We start from the raw sequence: 18,532 nt of genomic DNA, 5'->3' as shown, positions 1-18,532 counted from the left end.
GCAACGCAGATCAAATGTGGGAGCTGGCTTGCCTGCGAAAGCGGTGGGTCAGTCAACCTTTTTATAGCTGATACTCCGCCACCGCAGGCAAGCCAGCTCCCACAGTTTTGATCACATTCCAGGCATAAAAAAGGCGCTGTATCTTTCGATACAGCGCCTTTTTATGGTGTGCGGTTTAGCCGAACAGCCACTTCCACAGCAGTACCAACACCACCACCGCCAGCACCGGCCGCGCAATGCGGTAGGCCTTGGGATGCTTGCGCTTCCACTGCTTGACCTGGCCGCTGAACTTGTCGCTGAAGGTCTTGCTCCAGGCGTACGCCTGGTTGATGCCGCCCACGCGCTCGTCATCGAGGTTCTGCGGTGCGGTCGCGCGGCCCAGCTGCTTGCTGACCCAGCGGTTGATGCGGGTCATCACGCGGTTGCTCAATGGGCGCTCAATGTCGCAGAACAGGATCACACGGGTCTGTTCGGTTTCGTTTTTCACCCAGTGCACGTAGGTCTCGTCGAACATCACGTCTTCACCGTCGCGCCAGGCGTAAACCTGGCCGTCGACGAAGATACGGCAGTCGTCAGAGTTCGGCGTGGCAAGCCCCAGGTGATAACGCAGGGAACCGGCGAACGGGTCGCGGTGCGGGTTGAGGTGGCTGCCGCCAGGCAACAACGCGAACATCGCGCCCTTGACGTTAGGAATGCTGCTCACCAACGCCACGGTCTTGGGGCACAGCGCCTCGGCCGAAGGCAGCGGTTTGTCGTACCACTTAAGGTAGAAACGCTTCCAGCCCTTCTTGAAGAATGAACCGAAGCCGGCGTCGTTGTTCTTTTCGGCGGCGCGGATGTAGCCCTCGTCGAACAGGTGCATGGCCTCTTCGCGGATCACTTCCCAGTTGTCCTTGAGCACATCCAGTTCCGGGAACTTGCTGCGGTCCAGGTAGGGCTTGGACGGCACCGCGGAAAACAGGTACATCAGGGCGTTATACGGGGCGAACAGCGCCGAATGGTTGACGAACTGACGCAACATCGGCAAACGGGCCTTGCCACGCAGGTGCACATACAGCGTGCTGCCGATGAACAGCAGCAACACCGACAGTTTGGCGGCCAAAGAAAAGGTCATGCAGCAACTCCTGGAAATAAGCGCCTGGCCAGCAAATTTCCGTCAATGGGAAACCAGACGTAGCAGCCGGCCATGATAAACACTTGAACCATTATGCAGAAGGCCCAGGAAACCAGACTGACCTGTATCAACACCTGTAGGAGCGAGCTTGCTCGCGAAGAACGTCAACGATAACGCGGGTTTACTGATACAACGTGGCGTTCTCAGGTTTTTCGCGAGCGAGCTCGCTCCTACAGTCGATTCAGGCTTGGTTTTCCTGTTCGGTAAACAAATCGCTGAATAACATGCTCGACAGGTAGCGCTCACCGGAGTCCGGCAAGATCACCACAATAGTCTTGCCCTGCATCTCCGGCTTCTCGGCCAGGCGCACGGCCACCGCCATGGCGGCGCCACAGGAGATCCCGCACAGAATGCCCTCTTCCAGCATCAAGCGCCGGGCCATGGCCTTGGACTCCTCGTCGGTCGCCAGCTCCACCCGGTCGACCATCGACAGGTCGAGGTTTTTCGGCACAAAACCGGCGCCGATCCCCTGGATCTTGTGCGGGCTGGGCTTGATCTCTTCACCCGCCAAGGCCTGGGTGATCACCGGGGAAACCATGGGCTCCACGGCCACCGACAGAATCGGCTTGCCCGCGGTGTTCTTGATATAGCGTGATACCCCGGTGATGGTGCCGCCGGTTCCCACGCCCGCCACCAGCACGTCCACGGCGCCATCGGTGTCGTTCCAGATTTCCGGGCCGGTGGTTTTCTCGTGGATCGCAGGGTTTGCCGGGTTGTCGAACTGGGCCGGCATAAAGTAGGTGGCCGGGTCGCTGGCGACGATCTCGGCGGCCTTGTCGATGGCACCCTTCATGCCCTTGGCCGGCTCGGTCAGCACCAGCTCGGCGCCCAGAGCCTTGAGCACTTTACGGCGCTCAAGGCTCATTGACGACGGCATGGTCAGCAGCAACTTGTAGCCACGGGCAGCGGCGACAAAGGCCAGGCCGATACCGGTGTTGCCCGAAGTGGGCTCGACGATGGTCATGCCCGGCTTGAGCTTGCCGCTGCTTTCTGCATCCCAGACCATGCTTGCGCCAATGCGGCACTTCACCGAATAACTCGGGTTGCGCCCTTCGATCTTGGCCAGGATCGTCACGCCACGCGGTGCGATGCGGTTGATCTGAACCAGGGGCGTGTTACCGATGGAGTGCGCGTTGTCTGCAAAGATACGGCTCATGGCGGTTCCTATTGTCGAGGCGTTGGGAAAGGCCCCAAGGGTATGCCGCGTACTCCCAAGCGTCCAGACGGAGGAACGTTGCGTTCATCAGAACAGTCAATCTCCTACAAGCAAGGAGAACTGCCCTATGAAACGTCGCTACAGTTGGCCGTTAGGGACCATCGCCGCTCTGGTGCTGGTCTTGATTGCCATCCACCTTGCGCTGCCCTACCTGGTGCGCAACTACCTGAACGACAAACTCGCCAACATGGGCGATTACCGTGGCGAGATTGCCGATGTGGACCTGGCGCTATGGCGCGGCGCCTACCGGATCAATGGCCTGCAAATCGTCAAGGTGGACGGCAAGGTCCCGGTGCCGTTCGTCAAGGCACCGCTGATCGAGTTCGCGGTGAGCTGGCATTCGCTGTGGTACGACCATGCCGTCGTGGCCGAGGGGCATTTTGTGCGCCCGCAGATCAACTTTGTCGATGGCGGTGCCAACAAGCAGGCGTCCCAGACCGGTAAAGGCACCGACTGGCAGGAGCAACTGCGCAAACTGTTACCGATCACCCTCAACGAAGTGCGCATCGAAGACGGTGAGATCGCCTTCCATAACTTCAGCTCCAAGCCCCAGGTGAATATCAACGCCACCGGGGTCAACGCCAGCTTCTATAACTTGACCAATGTGGTGGATGTCAAAGGCAAGCGCGACGCCCGCTTCGAAGGCAAGGCACTCCTGCAAGGCCAGGCGCCTCTGGAGGCCAACGCCACCTTTGATCCGCTGAGCGATTTCGAAGAGTTCGAGTTCCGCTTCCGCGCCCGCGACCTGCAACTCAAGCGCATGAATGACTTCGCATCGGCCTATGGCAAGTTCGACTTCAAGGCCGGCACGGGCGATGTGGTGATCGAAGCCCAGGCGGAAAATGGCCGGCTCACCGGCTACATCAAGCCGCTGCTGCGCGATGTGGAGGTGTTCGACTGGCAACAAGACGTTGAAAACCAGGACAAGAATATCTTCCGCTCGATCTGGGAAGCCGTGGTGGGCGCCAGCGAAACCGTGCTGAAAAACCAGCGTAAAAACCAGTTCGCCACCCGTGTAGAGCTGAGCGGTAGCGTGCATCAGCAAAATGTCAGTGCGTTTTCGGCGGTGATCGCGATTCTGCGCAATGGGTTTATCCAGGCGTTCAATGCCCGTTACGAACAGCCCAAGCCCAGCGCTGATTAACCCTGTGGGAGCTGGCTTGCCTGCGATGGCGGTGGGTCAGTTAACTAATCTGTCGCTGATACACCGCTATCGCAGGCAAGCCAGCTCCCACACGTCCTGCATGGGCCAGGGCTGATGTGACCCGCCATTCAGAGACTGAATGCCCCGTCTGCGTTCACAGTCGCCGGGGCTGCGCGGTATAGTCAGGCCATTGATGAATTCGAGGAATGACCGATGAAGTTCGAAGGCACCCAGGCCTATGTGGCTACCGATGACCTGAAACTGGCCGTCAACGCCGCCATCACCCTGGAGCGGCCGCTGCTGGTCAAGGGCGAACCGGGCACCGGCAAGACCATGCTTGCCGAGCAACTGGCCGAATCCTTCGGTGCCAGGTTGATCACCTGGCACATCAAGTCCACCACCAAGGCACACCAGGGCCTGTACGAGTACGACGCGGTCAGCCGCCTGCGTGACTCACAACTGGGCGTGGACAAGGTGCACGATGTGCGCAACTACCTGAAGAAGGGCAAGCTGTGGGAAGCCTTCGAGTCCGAAGAGCGGGTGATCCTGCTGATCGATGAAATCGACAAGGCCGACATCGAGTTCCCCAACGACCTGCTGCAAGAACTCGACAAGATGGAGTTCTACGTCTACGAAATCGACGAGACCATCAAGGCCAAGAAACGCCCGATCATCATTATTACCTCCAACAACGAAAAAGAGCTGCCGGACGCGTTCCTGCGCCGCTGCTTCTTCCACTACATCGCCTTCCCCGACCGCACCACCCTGCAAAAGATCGTGGATGTGCACTACCCGGACATCAAGAAAGACCTGGTCAGCGAAGCGCTGGATGTGTTCTTCGATGTGCGCAAGGTGCCGGGCCTGAAGAAAAAACCTTCCACCTCCGAGCTGGTCGACTGGCTCAAGCTGCTGATGGCCGACAATATTGGCGAAGCGGTGCTGCGCGAGCGCGACCCGACCAAGGCCATCCCGCCCCTGGCCGGCGCTTTGGTTAAGAACGAGCAAGACGTGCAGTTGCTGGAGCGTCTGGCGTTCATGAGCCGTCGCGGTAATCGCTGATGCTGCTCAACCTGTTCAATGAGATGCGTGCCGCCAAGGTGCCGGTGTCGGTGCGCGAGCTGCTCGACCTGATCAACGCGCTCAAACAGCGCGTGACCTTCGCCGACATGGACGAGTTCTACTACTTGGCCCGGGCGATCCTGGTCAAGGACGAGCGGCATTTCGACAAGTTCGACCGGGCCTTCGGCGCCTATTTCAACGGCCTGGAAAAGCTCGACGACCACCTGCAGGCACTGATCCCCGAAGAATGGCTGCGCAAGGAGTTCGAACGTTCCTTGAGCGATGAAGAACGCGCGCAGATCCAGTCCCTCGGTGGCCTCGACAAGCTGATCGAGGAATTCAAGAAACGCCTGGAAGAACAGAAAGAACGCCACGCCGGTGGCAACAAGTGGATCGGCACCGGCGGCACCAGCCCCTTTGGTTCCGGTGGCTACAACCCCGAAGGCATTCGCGTCGGCGACGCCGGCAAGCGCCAGGGCAAGGCGGTAAAAGTCTGGGACCAGCGCGAGTACAAGAACCTGGACGACCAGGTGGAACTGGGCACGCGCAACATCAAGATCGCCCTGCGCCGCCTGCGCAAGTTTGCGCGCCAGGGTGCGGCCGAAGAGCTGGACATCGACGGCACCATCGACCACACCGCCCGCGATGCCGGCTTGCTGAATATCCAGATGCGCCCCGAGCGGCGTAACACCATCAAGCTGTTGCTGCTGTTCGATATCGGCGGCTCGATGGATGCCCACGTGAAGATCTGCGAAGAGCTGTTCTCCGCGTGCAAGACCGAGTTCAAGCACCTGGAGTACTTCTACTTCCATAACTTTGTGTACGAGTCGGTGTGGAAGAACAATCAGCGTCGCACCTCGGAGCGCACGTCCACCCAGGATCTGCTGCATAAGTACGGCGCCGACTACAAAGTGATCTTTATCGGTGATGCGGCCATGGCGCCCTATGAAATCACTCAGGCCGGTGGCAGCGTCGAGCATTGGAACGAGGAGCCGGGGTATGTGTGGATGCAGCGCTTCATGGCAAAGTACAAGAAGCTGATCTGGATTAACCCCTACCCAAAAGATACCTGGGGCTATACGGCGTCGACGGGGATTGTGCGGGAGTTGGTGGAGGATCAGATGTATCCGCTGACGCTGCGCGGGCTGGAAGAAGGTATGCGCTTTCTCTCCAAATAGGCGGTGGTGTCCCGGCCGGCCTCATCGCAGGCAAGCCAGCTCCCACAGAGGAATGCATTCCAACTTTGAAATGCAATCAACATGTGGGAGCTGGCTTGCCTGCGATGCTTTTAGCAGTCAGCAAAGCGCTGCAAAAACTTGATGTGCTGCCGATGCGCCGCCTCCTGCACCACCGGTGCCAACCGCACCTTCTCCCCCGGCAAGCACTGCGCCAGCCGCGCCAAGGATAAAGGCGTCAACGCGCCCAACCGCGGATAACCACCGATCGTCTGCCGGTCATTGAGCAACACAATCGGCTGCCCATCCGGTGGCACCTGGATCGCGCCCAATGGAATCCCTTCGGAAATCAACGACGGCCCCTGGTATTGCAACGGCGTACCGAGCAAACGCATGCCCATGCGGTCTGCACGGCTGTCCAGAGCCCATTCGGTGTTGAAAGCATCGAACAGGCTCTGCCCGCTGAACTGGCCTATCTGCGCGCCGATGATCACGTCCAATGAGGCACCGGACTGCAACTCCGGCTTGGCCAGCACCTTCATTGCACCGCCCGTACCGGAGTAGGCCAACCGCCCGCCTTCGGCCAAGGCCTTGCCGAAACCGTCCACCCCGCCCAGCGCTTCGCGCACGACCGTGGCACAACTGCCCAGTACAGCCTGCGCATCAAAGCCACCGGGCGCGGCCAGATAAGCGCGTGCCCCGTTGAACGGTTGGGTGAAGCGCAGGCGTTGGCCCTTTTGCAGAATAAAACTGCGACCCGGGCTTATCGCACGCTCATCGACATAGGCGCCCAGATCCGCACCGGCCAGGGCCAGCAGGCAATAGTCCTCGGCCTGCACGGTAAGGCCGCCGAGGGTGATTTCCACCACCGGGGCATCCAGGGCATTGTCCAGCAGCCAGTTGGCCCAGGCCATCGACACCCAATCCAGCGCGCCGCCCTGGGTCACGCCCAGATGACGCACGCCAAACCGCCCGGCGTCCTGCAACAGGCACAGCGGCGTACTGGCCTCGATGATCAAGCGGCTCATGCCTGCGCCTCCAGCGGCGTGTCATCGCCACCCAGGTTGACGAATTCGGCGTGGCTGACCGGGGCGAAACGCACCGTGTCGCCGGGCTGCATCAGGCTGTAGCCGTCGCGCTCACGGTCGAACAGTTTGGCCGGGGTGCGGCCGATCAGGTTCCAGCCGCCTGGGGACACCACCGGGTACGCGGCAGTTTGTCGTTCAGCGATGCCGACGCTGCCGGCGGCCACGCGTTTGCGCGGCGTGTTGAGGCGCGGTGTGGCGAGCACTTCGTCCACCAGCCCCATAAAGGCAAACCCAGGGGCAAAACCGAGGGCGAACACCTGATATTCGTGGGCGCTGTGGCGGCGGATCACCTCCTCCACCGCCAGCCCGCTGCGCTGGGACAGCAAGGTCAGTTCCGGGCCGACACTCAGGTCGTACCACACTGGCAGCACATGGCACTGGCCACTCCCCTGAGCCTGGGGTTGCAGATCGGTGAGGGCCTGGTCGATCAGCGCCCGGGCCTGGGCCGGAGTCAGCGCCGTGAGATCGTAATGCACCATCAAGGTGGTGTAGGACGGCACCAGGTCCACCAAGGCCGGGTCAAAACCGTTGCGCAGGCGCTCGGTAGCCGCGAGCATCCACGGCATGTTGGCTTCGGCGATCACGTCAAACAGGCGCACCATCAGGCAGTCGATCGCCACCACTTCAATGCGTGGGTTCATGCTGTTTTCAACGCTTCGCGGATACGCTGCACGGCAGCAACCGAGCTGGCGTTGTCGCCATGCACACACAGGGTATTGGCCTGTAGCACCAATGGGCTGCCGTCGCTGGCAATCAGCGATTCGCCACGGGAAAGGGTTAGCGCCTGCTGCACGATGGTGTCGGCATCGTGGTGCACCGCGCCCGGCAACTGGCGGGACACCAGATGGCCGTTGCTGTCATAGGCACGGTCGGCAAAGGCTTCGAACCACAGGGTCACGCCGTATTCGTCGCCCAAGGCTTGGGCCGCACGGTTGTCGCGGGTGGCCAGCAGCATCAGCGGCAGGTCGCCGTAGGCGGCCACGGCCTGGATCACCGCACGCAATTGCGCCGGGTTGGCCATCATGTCGTTGTACATCGCGCCATGGGGTTTCACATAGCTGACGCGACCGCCCTGGGCCCGGCAGATGCCGTCCAGCGCGCCGATCTGGTAGTGCAACAGGTCCTGGATTTCCTGCGGCGTGTAATTCATGGAGCGCCGGCCGAAGCCTTGCAGGTCCTGGTAGGCCGGGTGAGCGCCCACTTGCACGCCGTGCTTGAACGCCAGGCTGACGGTCTTGCGCATGATGCTCGGGTCGCCGGCATGGAAACCGCAAGCCACGTTGGCGCAATCAATGAACGGCATGACTTCGGCGTCCAGACCCATGGTCCAGTTGCCAAAGCTTTCGCCGATGTCGCAGTTCAGTAGCATGCGGCTCACGGGGTCGCTCCTGTAGGCTTTGTTTTCTTGTAGTGTGGGATTTTTTACGCAGAACTCGCAACTTGTCCTGACACCCCAACGACGCTTATCGTGGAATAGCTCGATTTTTGGCGCTTACCCGGTGCGACGTCCAACTAATAAAAACCGATCCATGCATAAGAAAAAGTTGATCCCATGAATTTGAAGTTCCTCGAAACCTTCGTCTGGGTGGCCAAGCTCAAGAGCTTCCGGCTGACGGCCGAGAAGCTGTTCACCACCCAAGCCTCGATCTCCAGCCGCATCGCGGTGCTGGAAAGCGAGCTGGGGGTGAAACTTTTCCTGCGTGATTCGCGTGGCGTGAGCCTGACCCCGGAAGGTTTGAAAGTGCTCGACTATGCCGAGCAGATGATGGTGACCATGCAGGGCTTGAAGCAGTCCCTGGAGACCACCAGCAGCAAGGTCGGGCGCATTCGGATTGGCGCGATGGACACGGTGATCCACACCTGGCTCAGCCCCCTGGTTGCTGAGCTGATGAAGCTGTACCCGCTGGTGGAAATCGAGCTGGTCGCCGATACCGCGCTGAACCTCAGCGATCAGCTGCAAAAAGGTTTCCTCGACCTGATCCTGCAAACCGACCTGCTGCGCCTGGAAACCGTGCGCAGCCTGGAACTGGCCAGCCACCCCATGGCCTGGATCGTGGCCAGCCAGTCGATCTACAACCGCGACTACGCTTCCCTCGCCGAACTGGCCCAGGAACGCATCATCACCTACTCGAAAAACTCTCACCCGCATCAGGACGTATTGAGTTTGATGCAGGCCAATGGCGTGGCCGCACCGCGCATGAACTGCGTGAACTCGGTGTCGGCGATCACCCGGTTGCTGCGCGATGGCTTCGGCATCGGCGCGCTGCCACCGGTGCTGGTGAGCGAAGAACTGCAGCGAGGGGAATTGGTCATGCTGCCCATGGCCCAGCGTCTGCCGAACTTGCAGGTGGTGGTGTCGTGGCGTGTGGGGGTGGAGTTGGTGGAGGAGATTGTGGGGTTGTGCCAGAAAGTCGTTGCCCGCTATGCCGAGCAAGTCGGTGCAGAACGCATGCAACTGAATAAACCCGACTGATCGTTCCCACGCTCTGCGTGGGAATGCAGCACAGGGCGCTCTGCGCCCTCACGCGCGACGCGGAGCGTCAGAAAAAGCATTCCCACGCGGAGCGTGGGAACGATCAGTGGGTCGTTAGAGGCCCTTGAGGTCCCGCTCTTCGATGGGCCGGCTCTGGCGCAGGCGCCGACCACCCAGCACCACCCAGTCGATCAAGCGGTACAGGCACTCGATGCCGAACGACAACAGCATCGCCCCGCCCAGGCCCCAGCCCATGGCTTCGGGCGTCAGCAAGATCTGGTAGCTGTAGCCATTCCAGGTCTCCGAACGGATATCCGGGTCGGCAGCCACGGCCACTTGCAGGGCGCGGATGTACCACGGACCCTGCATGGCCTGGAATTGCTTGTCCAGCTCGAGCTGGCGGTCGAGCATGGCGCCCAGGCTGCTGGCGTCGCTCTGGAACACCGGGTCATCGCTGGCGCGGTAATGCGCCACCAAGGCTTGCATATCACCGTTGAAGAACTGCTGCGCCGTGGACTCGAAACCGCGCAAGCCGGTCTGCGCCTCGATCAGGTGGGCCTCGACGCGCTTGGCGTAGTCATTGATAAACCCAGGCACCTGCACGCCGACCAACAAGCCAACGGCAAACAATACCAACCGCAGATAGCTCAGCAACATGCTCGATTCCTTACTCGGTAACGCCCTGGCTGACACATTCACCGCGTCGCCACAGGCTCCATTGGCCCGGTTCGTAGCGGGTCCAGTTTTCGTTGTCAGTCAACGGCTCGGTGGCGATCACCGTTACCACATCATTGGGGGTGGTTTCAGCCTGAAAATCGACGATCACATCGACATCTTTCAAGCGCGCCGGGCCAAAAGGCGCACGCCGGGTGATCTGCGCAAGCTTGGTCGAGCAGTAGCAGAACAGCCAGTCGCCGTCGCTGAGCAGGCAGTTGAACACGCCTTTGCTGCGGTATTCGGCGCAGGCGGCGATCAGGTCGGGCAGCACCTGCTCAATGTCCACTGGCTCGGGGAAGGCTTCGCGCACGCGGTTGAGCAGGTCGCAGAACGCTGCTTCGCTGTCGGTATCGCCCACCGGGCGGTAGAAGGTGGCGCGGGGATTGAAGTCCGCCAGTTGGCCGTTGTGGGCAAAACACCAGTTACGCCCCCACAGCTCGCGCACGAACGGATGGGTATTGGCCAGGCTGACCTTGCCCACATTGGCCTGGCGGATATGGCCGATCACCACTTCGCTCTTGATGGGGTAACGCTGCACCAGCAACGCGACTTCCGACTCGCTGCTGGCGGCCGGGTCCTGGAACAGGCGCAGGCCACGGCCCTCATAGAAGGCAATGCCCCAACCGTCGCGGTGCGGGCCAGTACGCCCACCGCGCTGCATCAGCCCGGTAAAGCTGAACACGATATCGGTGGGGACGTTGGCACTCATGCCCAATAATTCACACATGCCAGGGCTCTCGCTGCAGGGCAAACAACGTTAAAGGCGCGGCTCGACCCGCATACCACCGGCAGGCGCCGGGCGACGGAACGGTTCGTCGTCTTCCGGCTCGGCGGCCAAAGCCGCATCCGCAGCCGCCTTGCGCTCACGACGAGCGTTGGCGGCGCGCTCGATGGGCCAGCGGATCAGCACAAACACGATGTACAGGGCAAACGCGATCATCGTGTACATGAACAGGTCGGAAATGGCGCGCCAGGCGTTGTTGCCGACCTTGAGCACCAGGTCCAGGGCGGTAATGGCCACGGCCGGCGCAAACTGGGTCTTGACCGGGTCGACGATGGTCGGGCTGAGCAGCAACACCGCCATCAGCAATTGCAGGGGCTCGCGCAGCCAGCGCCAGATCCAGCGGGTCATGCGCCACCACACCAACAGGCAGCCCAAAGCGGCGAAGGCGTAAAGGCCCCAAGCGGTCAGATAGTCGTTCTCGGTCATGGTGTCCATGGCAAGGTTGGCAAACAGGCGGCTATGATAACGGCTTTTGCGTGTCGCGGCTGCAATGCCTGCCACCGTCTGCCAGATAGGGAATTATCCATGCCTATTTCCACCGCACCGATTGCCCGCAAGGCCCCAGGCCCAGACCCGTACGCCTGGCTGCAAGAACGCGACAACCCTGAGGTGCTCGACTACCTCAAGGTCGAAAACGCTTGGCAGGAAGCGCAACTGGCCGATCAGCAGGCGTTGCGCGAGACCCTGTTCGACGAGATCAAGGGCCGCATTCTGGAAACCGACCTGTCCCTGCCCTCCCCTTGGGGCCCGTATTTGTATTACACCCGCACCACCGCCGGCGACGAATACGCCCGCCACTACCGCTGCCGCCGCCCGGCCGATGACAGCAACCACGTGGACGCCAGCAGCGAAGAACTGTTGCTGGACCCTAACGTACTGGCCAATGGCGGCTTTTTCTCCCTGGGCGCATTCAGCATCAGCCCCGACCACCAACGCCTGGCCTACAGCCTCGACACCAGTGGCGAAGAGATTTACACCCTGTTCGTGAAGGAATTGGCGTCCGACAAGGTCAGCGAACTGGCGTTCGACAACTGCGACGGCAGCATGACCTGGGCCAATGACAGCCTGACGCTGTTTTTCGGTGAGCTGGACGACACCCATCGTCCGCACAAACTGTATCGCTATCGCCTGGACGGCACCGCCGCGCAGGAAGTCTTCCACGAGCCCGACGGCCGTTTCTTCCTGCATTGCTACCGCTCAAGCTCCGAACGCCAACTGTTGCTGGCCCTGGGCAGCAAGACCACCAGCGAAGTCTGGGCGCTGGACGCCGAGCAACCGCACCTGGCCTTCGCCTGCCTGGCGCCGCGGGTCGAAGACCACGAATACGATGTCGACCACGGCAAGCGCAATGGCCAGTGGACCTGGTTTATCCGCAGCAACCGCGACGGCATCAACCATGCACTGTACGTGGCCGCCGACACCGGCACGCCGCCCACCGAAGCCGACTGGCAGAACCTGATCCCCCACAGCGATGAGGTCATGCTCGACGGCGTGAGCCTGAACGCCAACGCCATGACCTTGAGCCTGCGCATTGGTGGCCTGCCGGTTATCGAAGTACACCCCGAGAACGTGCCGGCCTATCGGGTGCAATTGCCTGACGCCGCCTACAGCCTTTACGTGCAGAACAGCCTGGAGTTTCCCAGCGACAAGATCCGCCTGCGCTATGAAGCCTTGAACCGTCCCGCCCAAGTGCGCCAGCTCGACCTGGCGACAGGCGCGCAGGTTGTGCTCAAGGAAACCCCGGTGCTGGGCGTCTTCAACGCCGATGATTACGTCAGCCAACGCCTGTGGGCCACGTCCGCCGACGGCACCCAGGTGCCCATCAGCCTGGTGGTCAAACGTGACCAGCTCGGCAAGCCGACGCCGCTGTACCTGTATGGCTACGGGGCCTACGGCTCAAGCCTGGACCCGTGGTTTTCCCATGCGCGCCTGAGCTTGCTCGACCGCGGGGTGGCGTTTGCCATCGCCCATGTGCGCGGCGGCGGTGAGCTGGGGGAAGCCTGGTATCGCAACGGCAAGCAGGAACACAAGCAGAATACCTTCAGCGACTTTATCGCCTGCGCCGAGCATTTGATCGCCCAGGGCCTGACCACCTCCCGGCAACTGGCGATCAGCGGCGGCAGTGCCGGCGGCCTGTTGATCGGCGCGGTGCTCAACCAGCGCCCGGAATTGTTCCAGGCGGCGATTGCCGAAGTACCGTTCGTCGACGTGCTCAATACCATGCTCGACCCGGAACTGCCGCTGACCATCACCGAGTACGACGAATGGGGCAACCCCGAAGACCCCGAGGTGTACGCGCGCATCAAGGCCTACGCGCCCTACGAGAACGTCAGCGCCCAGGCTTACCCGGCCACGCTGGTGATCGCCGGCTATAACGACAGCCGTGTGCAATATTGGGAAGCCGCCAAGTGGGTGGCCAAGCTGCGTGATACCAAGACGGACGACAACCTGCTGCTGCTCAAGACCGAACTGGGCGCCGGCCATGGCGGCATGAGCGGGCGCTATCAGGGGCTACGTGACGTCGCCCTCGAATATGCCTTTGTGTTCAAGGCCCTCGGCCTGGTCTAACCGCCTGGCGTCTTTGGCTTGCTGTCGTTCTGCTGCAGGCCAGGGACCGTCTGGTCCTTGGGCGGTGCCGGCAGCACGATGGGCGCCAGCGGTGGCGCGCCATTATGGGTCTTGGGCGCAACGGGCGGCGTGACTTGCGGGTACAACGTGGGCGTTGGCGTGCCCGGCGCGCCTGGGGTTGGCGTGGGCGCGACCGGTACGGTTTGTAACTCCTGAGCCTGCGCGGTACCCAATGCGAGCGCGCTCAACACAATGACCGTTAGAATGCTGCACTTCATCGATGGCTCCATGGCCTGACCGGAATGCCTTAAGGCTACTCCCAACCGCGCAAGAATGCCCTTCCCAATGAGATTTCCATGAAACGTTTCGTACTGCTGGACACCACCCCAATCCCCGACAACGGCGGTGCCTTGTGCCTGTTCGAATACGGCGAGGACTTCGTCATCAAGATCCAGGGCGGTGACGGCGGCCAGTTAATGAACACGCGCATGCACGGCTCCGAAGATGCCCTGGCGGAGATTCCCTGCCGCAAGGTGGCCGGTCGCCCGGGTTCACGGGTGCTGATCGGCGGCCTGGGCATGGGCTTTACTTTGGCTGCGGCGCTCAAGCATTTGGGCAAGAGCGCCGAAGTGGTGGTGGCCGAACTGGTGCCCGGCGTCGTGGAATGGAACCGTGGGCCGCTGGGGGAGAAATCCGGTCGCCCGCTGCTGGACCCGCGCACCGTGGTCCGCCAGGAAGACGTGGCCAAGGTACTGCAGGCCGAACCCCAAGGCTTTGACGCGATTATGCTCGACGTCGACAACGGCCCCGAGGGACTCACGCAAAAAGCCAACAGTTGGCTGTACTCGGCCAGTGGCCTGGCCGCGTGCGCCAAGGCCCTGCGGCCCAAGGGTGTGCTGGCGGTGTGGTCGGCCAGCGCCGACAAGCTGTTCAGTGACAAACTGCGCAAGGCCGGCTTCAAGGCCGAGGAAGTGCAAGTATTTGCCCATGGCAACAAGGGCACGCGGCATACCATCTGGATTGCAGAGAAGCTCAAGGGCTGATCACGGTTGATTCAATCGCGCCAATCCCCTGTGGGAGCGGCTAGAATCAACCCTATCCGTGAACCACCCAATAATAGCCAGGAGCCATGATGAGCTCGAACAACCCGCCTTCCCACACCGCCAAGCTGGACCGCATCCTCGCCGATGCCCAGCGCGACCGCGAAATGGGCTACCGCGATAAAGCCTTGAAGATGTACCCCCATGTGTGCGGCCGCTGCGCCCGTGAGTTTTCCGGCAAGCGCTTAAGTGAACTGACCGTCCACCACCGTAACCACAACCATGATGACAACCCCCAGGACGGTTCCAACTGGGAGTTGCTGTGCCTGTACTGCCACGACAACGAACACTCGCGCTACACCGACCAGCAGTACTTCGGCGAAGGCTCCACCAGCAGCCCGAGCATTGCCAAGGCAACGCACAACCCGTTTGCGGCGTTGGCGGGGTTGATGAAGAAGGACGACTGAGGCTTTTCTTTGCCTGTTCCGGCCTCATCGCAGGCAAGCCAGCTCCCACAGTAGGAATGCATTTCCCTGTGGGAGCCGGGCTTGCCCGCGATGACGATCGTCCAAGCACTACATCCCCCCAGGCCGTATAATCGCCGTTTTTCTCAAGGCACCCTTCCCCGTGGGCAATAAACGCTACAGCTGCATCGGTCTGTATAACCCCAAATCCCCCGAAAACGTCGGCTCGGTGATGCGTGCCGCCGGCTGCTACGGCGTGGCCTCGGTGTTCTACACCGGCGTGCGTTACGAGCGCGCCCGGGATTTCATCACCGACACCAAGAAGGTGCACCACGATATCCCGCTGATCGGCATCGACGACCTGAAAAAGATCCTGCCCCTGGGTTGCATCCCGGTCGCCGTGGAATTGGTCGAAGGCGCCCGCCCGTTGCCTGAATACACTCACCCCGACCGCGCGCTGTATATCTTCGGCCCCGAAGACGGTTCCCTGGACAAAGAGATCCGCGACTGGTGCGAGGACGTGGTGTACATCCCCACCACCGGCTGCATGAACCTGGCGGCCACGGTCAACGTGGTGCTCTATGACCGCCTGGCCAAGGGCAACAACACCCGTTCGGGCCCCAAGTACTGATCTTGCGGGAACATCCGGCACATGCGCGCAGTCAGCTAGTAACACTTGCCCTTGTTGGAGACTGATCATGAGCGACAGCAAAACCTTGCGACCTGTCATCGAAGCCACACCGTTGAAACCTCAACCCAACCAGAACGTGCATGGCTGGGAACGCATCGGCTCAGTGGCCGGCGGAGTGATGATGGTGGGTAAAGGCCTGCGCCGCGGTGGGATTTTCGGCTTGATCCAGGTGGCGATTGGTGGCGTGGCACTGGCCCGTGGCTTTACCGGGCACAGTTCGCTCAAGGACAAACTGGAACAGGGCCGCCAGGAAATGAACAGCGTGCGCACCAAGATCGAACGGGCCGGGGAAGAGTTGAAGAACCTGAAAACCAAGGCTGAAGTGGCGGCTGAAAAGGTGGTGAAACCTAAAGCCTGATCTAAGACTTGGACATGCTGGAGATTCAAATGTGGGAGGGGGCTTGCCCCCGATAGCAGAGTGTCAGCAGCCTACTTTTTGCTGACCCACCGCCATCGGGGGCAAGCCCCCTCCCACATGTTGAATTGCACAGGGCTAGGAATCAGCGCAGCAGTTTGCTGTCCAGCACCACCGACGACTCGCCGATCACGCTCTCGGCCAACTGCACGAACTCTTTGGTGTTGATGCTGTTCACCCGCATCACTGCCTGCGCCAGATCGTCCAGGGAGCGTTTGTTGTGGGTCTTCACGCGGATCTCTCGGTCCAGCTCCTGCAACACCACCACCGAACGCGCCAGCGTCGCGCCGTTGACGTGCTCGCCTTTGAGCGTAGTGACGTCTTTACCTTCTTTGGTCAGCCGCGCCTGGATCGCCGCATAGCGTTCATCGGTGATGCCACCGGCACGCCGCATCAGTTCAATCGCGTAGTACTCGCCCAAGCCCTCGCTGATCCAGTCACTGCTATCGTGGTCGTTGAAGCGCCCGATGGCCTGTACCACTTCGCGCAGCAACGGGCTGCTGCCATTTTCGCCAACGAGCGGCGTGCGGCTGTTGAGGTAGATCGAGTCGCGCAGTGAATAAGCCCCCCGCCGCATCGGGTCACTGGCGCCGACGATCAACAGTTTGCCGGGATGGCGCGGGAAGGCGGCTTCCACCTGGGGCCAGACAAACGTCAGCAGCGTCAGCACGTCCATACGGCGCATGCCCTGACCCTTTGGCGAGGCCACGGTGACGTCGGTTTCACCCAGGCGCAGGCGGCGGCTGCCGAGGTTGCCCGCCAGCATCCAGCCGGTGGGACGGTCGAACAGGCGGGACACGTTGTCGATGCGGAATTTGTTTTGGCCGATGCGCGGCCAGGCGGTTTCGACGCTCTTCCACCCGGTAGGCAGTTCGAACAGCAGGCGTGAGACCAGCTCGATGCCGTCTTGCTGATCGAGACGTGCGGCCGGTACCAGGTCTTCGCCGCGCAGTAACGCCCAGCCGGGCGTGATCCGTGTGTCATAAACCCCGGGCTTGCGCGCATGGGCCAGGCGCACCCGGTAGGTCAGGCTGGCCTTGTCGGCGCTGGGTTGCCACAGGCCACGGTTGCCGGTGACCTGCCACTGGCCATCGGCCTTGAAGTCGCTGTAGTCACCGTCGCGGCCCAGGTCGAAGTTCAGGCTGCGCACCGCCGCGCCCTGGGACAGGCTGACGCGCACCTCGGCCTGCTGGCTTTGGGGCAACAGCTTGATGTGGTAATCCAGGTCGACTTTCTTCGCGCACCAGCCCGGCCCGCTCAGCGCCAGCACGACCAGGCCCGCTGCCCACTTGGCGGCCACCTTCATACACACTCCTCGTTCAGCCTGCGCGGAAAATCAGGTAATCCTCCCAGTCATCCTCGGGCACGCTGCCTTCGCTGAGCATGCGCCCGGACTGGGAAATGCGTTCGTGGTGCACCGCGTCACGGTCGCCGCAGACCAGGTGATGCCACAGCGGCAAGTCCTTGCGCTCGCTGACCAGGCGGTATCCGCAGGTCGGCGGCAACCATTTGAACTGGTCGGCCTGGCCCGGCGTGAGCTGGATGCAGTCGGGCACCGAGGCGCGGCGGTTGGGGTAATCGGTGCACTGGCAGGTTTTCAGGTCGAGCAGTTTGCAGGCGATGCGCGTGTAATAGACGCTGTTGTCGTCTTCATCCTCAAGCTTTTGCAGGCAGCACAGGCCACAGCCGTCGCACAACGACTCCCACTCCTCCTGGTCGAGGTGCTCAAGGGTTTTGCGTATCCAGAAAGGTTCGACTTTGGCGGCCATGGCTCTGCATCAGTATCGGAAGGTGAAAAGGCCGCCAGTCTAGTGCCCAAGCCGGTTGGGGCCAAGCGCTTACGACTGACGGTGTTGCAAGACTTGTCAGGCAGGGGTGGGCGCAGTAGCTTTGAATCCCGGTTTTTTCATCAGGATCTGTCCATGAGCAATAACCCCCGCGTTGCCGATTATCCGATCCACACCCAATTCACCGAGCGCTGGTCGCCCCGCGCCTTTACCGGCGAGAGCATCCCGCAGGAGACGCTGCTGAGTTTCTTCGAAGCCGCACGCTGGGCACCTTCGGCCTACAACTCGCAGCCGTGGCGGTTTCTGTATGCGCGCCGTGACACGCCGGATTGGGCGCGTTTCCTGGGCCTGCTCAATGAATTCAACCGCAATTGGGCGCAGCATGCGTCGGCCCTGGTGATCATCGCGTCGAAAACCGACTTCATCGCCCCCGGCGCCACCGAAGAAACCCCGGCGCTGTGGCACACCTTCGACACCGGCTCAGCCTGGGGCCACCTGGCGCTGCAAGCCAGCCTCAGTGGCTGGCACACCCACGGCATGGCCGGTTTCGATCAGGAACTGACCCGCAAGGAGCTGAAGATTCCCCAGGGTTATGCGCTGCATGCGGCCGTGGCGGTGGGCAAGTTGGGGGACAAGTCGAGTTTGCCGGAGTACCTGCAAGGGCGCGAAATGCCGAGCCCGCGCAAGCCGTTGAGCGAGCTGGTGTCCGAGGGGGACTTCAGCCTCTAAGCATCGCA

21 protein-coding genes are annotated in these 18,532 nt (G+C 61.6%); 10 read left to right on the top strand and 11 right to left on the bottom strand.

Annotated features, from left to right (window positions below; all coding sequences use genetic code 11):
- Positions 1 to 175 precede the first annotated feature (175 nt).
- Together TX24_RS18560 and cysK are read right to left on the bottom strand one after the other, a co-directional pair.
- Complete coding sequence (locus TX24_RS18560) at positions 176 to 1,114, bottom strand: aspartyl/asparaginyl beta-hydroxylase domain-containing protein (protein ID WP_003189633.1); 939 nt, start codon at positions 1,112 to 1,114, stop codon at positions 176 to 178.
- Between the two features lie 241 nt (positions 1,115 to 1,355).
- A complete protein-coding gene (gene cysK, locus TX24_RS18555; RefSeq protein ID WP_003189630.1) occupies positions 1,356 to 2,330 on the bottom strand; it encodes a cysteine synthase A in 975 nt (324 codons plus the stop codon).
- A 127-nt stretch (positions 2,331 to 2,457) separates the two neighbouring features.
- On the opposite strand from cysK, the gene TX24_RS18550 reads away from it, so the two are divergent.
- The 3 genes from TX24_RS18550 to TX24_RS18540 all read left to right on the top strand — a co-directional run bounded on the left by TX24_RS18550 (position 2,458) and on the right by TX24_RS18540 (position 5,771).
- Positions 2,458 to 3,534, top strand: coding sequence for a DUF748 domain-containing protein (locus TX24_RS18550; protein WP_003189629.1), 1,077 nt, complete (start codon positions 2,458 to 2,460; stop codon positions 3,532 to 3,534).
- Positions 3,535 to 3,747: 213 nt separating this feature from the next.
- Positions 3,748 to 4,593: an AAA family ATPase gene (locus tag TX24_RS18545; protein ID WP_003189627.1), complete on the top strand. Its 846-nt coding sequence runs from the start codon at positions 3,748 to 3,750 to the stop codon at positions 4,591 to 4,593.
- Positions 4,593 to 5,771, top strand: coding sequence for a vWA domain-containing protein (locus tag TX24_RS18540; protein WP_003189625.1), 1,179 nt, complete (start codon positions 4,593 to 4,595; stop codon positions 5,769 to 5,771). Before TX24_RS18545 ends, TX24_RS18540 begins: the two co-directional genes overlap by 1 nt.
- 110 nt (positions 5,772 to 5,881) lie before the next feature.
- On the opposite strand, the gene TX24_RS18535 is transcribed toward TX24_RS18540, so the two are convergent.
- The 3 genes from TX24_RS18535 to TX24_RS18525 are packed head-to-tail and all read right to left on the bottom strand — an operon-like array spanning position 5,882 to position 8,234.
- Positions 5,882 to 6,796, bottom strand: coding sequence for a 5-oxoprolinase subunit C family protein (locus tag TX24_RS18535; protein ID WP_003189623.1), 915 nt, complete (start codon positions 6,794 to 6,796; stop codon positions 5,882 to 5,884).
- The gene (gene pxpB, locus TX24_RS18530) at positions 6,793 to 7,497 is read right to left on the bottom strand and encodes a 5-oxoprolinase subunit PxpB (RefSeq protein ID WP_057710845.1); all 705 of its coding nucleotides are present in this window, start codon (positions 7,495 to 7,497) and stop codon (positions 6,793 to 6,795) included. Before pxpB ends, TX24_RS18535 begins: the two co-directional genes overlap by 4 nt.
- On the bottom strand, positions 7,494 to 8,234 hold the full coding sequence (locus tag TX24_RS18525; RefSeq protein ID WP_003189620.1) for a 5-oxoprolinase subunit PxpA: 741 nt from the start codon (positions 8,232 to 8,234) through the stop codon (positions 7,494 to 7,496). The genes pxpB and TX24_RS18525 overlap by 4 nt, the downstream gene beginning before the upstream one ends.
- Before the next feature lie 174 nt (positions 8,235 to 8,408).
- Here TX24_RS18525 and TX24_RS18520 point away from each other — a divergent pair, with 174 nt between their 5' ends.
- Positions 8,409 to 9,329, top strand: coding sequence for a LysR family transcriptional regulator (locus tag TX24_RS18520; protein WP_057710844.1), 921 nt, complete (start codon positions 8,409 to 8,411; stop codon positions 9,327 to 9,329).
- Between the two features lie 114 nt (positions 9,330 to 9,443).
- Here TX24_RS18520 and TX24_RS18515 read toward each other — a convergent pair whose 3' ends face one another.
- The 3 genes from TX24_RS18515 to TX24_RS18505 are packed head-to-tail and all read right to left on the bottom strand — an operon-like array spanning position 9,444 to position 11,331.
- The gene (locus TX24_RS18515; protein ID WP_014717492.1) at positions 9,444 to 9,986 is read right to left on the bottom strand and encodes a DUF2937 family protein; all 543 of its coding nucleotides are present in this window, start codon (positions 9,984 to 9,986) and stop codon (positions 9,444 to 9,446) included.
- Between the two features lie 10 nt (positions 9,987 to 9,996).
- A complete protein-coding gene (locus TX24_RS18510) occupies positions 9,997 to 10,773 on the bottom strand; it encodes a class II glutamine amidotransferase (protein WP_003189615.1) in 777 nt (258 codons plus the stop codon).
- A 30-nt stretch (positions 10,774 to 10,803) separates the two neighbouring features.
- Complete coding sequence (locus tag TX24_RS18505; RefSeq protein ID WP_034126627.1) at positions 10,804 to 11,331, bottom strand: hypothetical protein; 528 nt, start codon at positions 11,329 to 11,331, stop codon at positions 10,804 to 10,806.
- A 24-nt stretch (positions 11,332 to 11,355) separates the two neighbouring features.
- On the opposite strand from TX24_RS18505, the gene TX24_RS18500 reads away from it, so the two are divergent.
- The gene (locus tag TX24_RS18500) at positions 11,356 to 13,398 is read left to right on the top strand and encodes a S9 family peptidase (protein ID WP_003189612.1); all 2,043 of its coding nucleotides are present in this window, start codon (positions 11,356 to 11,358) and stop codon (positions 13,396 to 13,398) included.
- Here TX24_RS18500 and TX24_RS18495 read toward each other — a convergent pair.
- Positions 13,395 to 13,676 carry a hypothetical protein gene (locus TX24_RS18495; RefSeq protein WP_057710843.1) on the bottom strand — a complete coding sequence of 94 codons (282 nt, stop codon included), beginning with the start codon at positions 13,674 to 13,676 and terminating at the stop codon, positions 13,395 to 13,397. The two genes, TX24_RS18500 and TX24_RS18495, sit on opposite strands and share 4 nt — an antisense overlap.
- A 78-nt stretch (positions 13,677 to 13,754) precedes the next feature.
- On the opposite strand from TX24_RS18495, the gene TX24_RS18490 reads away from it, so the two are divergent.
- The 4 genes from TX24_RS18490 (at position 13,755) to TX24_RS18475 (ending at position 15,951) form a co-directional block, all read left to right on the top strand.
- Complete coding sequence (locus TX24_RS18490) at positions 13,755 to 14,441, top strand: spermidine synthase (RefSeq protein WP_003189610.1); 687 nt, start codon at positions 13,755 to 13,757, stop codon at positions 14,439 to 14,441.
- Between the two features lie 89 nt (positions 14,442 to 14,530).
- Positions 14,531 to 14,905, top strand: coding sequence for a YajD family HNH nuclease (locus tag TX24_RS18485; protein ID WP_003189609.1), 375 nt, complete (start codon positions 14,531 to 14,533; stop codon positions 14,903 to 14,905).
- Positions 14,906 to 15,065: 160 nt separating this feature from the next.
- Complete coding sequence (locus TX24_RS18480; RefSeq protein WP_003189607.1) at positions 15,066 to 15,533, top strand: RNA methyltransferase; 468 nt, start codon at positions 15,066 to 15,068, stop codon at positions 15,531 to 15,533.
- 67 nt (positions 15,534 to 15,600) lie between these two features.
- A complete protein-coding gene (locus TX24_RS18475) occupies positions 15,601 to 15,951 on the top strand; it encodes a YgaP family membrane protein (protein WP_057710842.1) in 351 nt (116 codons plus the stop codon).
- 142 nt (positions 15,952 to 16,093) lie between these two features.
- On the opposite strand, the gene TX24_RS18470 is transcribed toward TX24_RS18475, so the two are convergent.
- Together TX24_RS18470 and TX24_RS18465 are read right to left on the bottom strand one after the other, a co-directional pair.
- On the bottom strand, positions 16,094 to 17,314 hold the full coding sequence (locus TX24_RS18470; protein ID WP_034133631.1) for a hypothetical protein: 1,221 nt from the start codon (positions 17,312 to 17,314) through the stop codon (positions 16,094 to 16,096).
- A gap of 13 nt (positions 17,315 to 17,327) precedes the next feature.
- Entirely contained in the window at positions 17,328 to 17,777 is a 450-nt protein-coding gene (locus TX24_RS18465) for a YcgN family cysteine cluster protein (RefSeq protein ID WP_003172524.1), read from the bottom strand.
- A 153-nt stretch (positions 17,778 to 17,930) separates the two neighbouring features.
- Between TX24_RS18465 and TX24_RS18460 the strand changes: the two genes are divergently transcribed.
- Positions 17,931 to 18,524, top strand: coding sequence for a nitroreductase family protein (locus TX24_RS18460; RefSeq protein ID WP_034133632.1), 594 nt, complete (start codon positions 17,931 to 17,933; stop codon positions 18,522 to 18,524).
- Positions 18,525 to 18,532 lie beyond the last annotated feature (8 nt).

This window comes from Pseudomonas lactis (assembly GCF_001439845.1).
Taxonomy (GTDB): domain Bacteria; phylum Pseudomonadota; class Gammaproteobacteria; order Pseudomonadales; family Pseudomonadaceae; genus Aquipseudomonas; species Aquipseudomonas lactis.
Note: the sequence above shows the minus strand (reverse complement) of the source record. Positions and strands in the feature narration are given on the sequence as shown.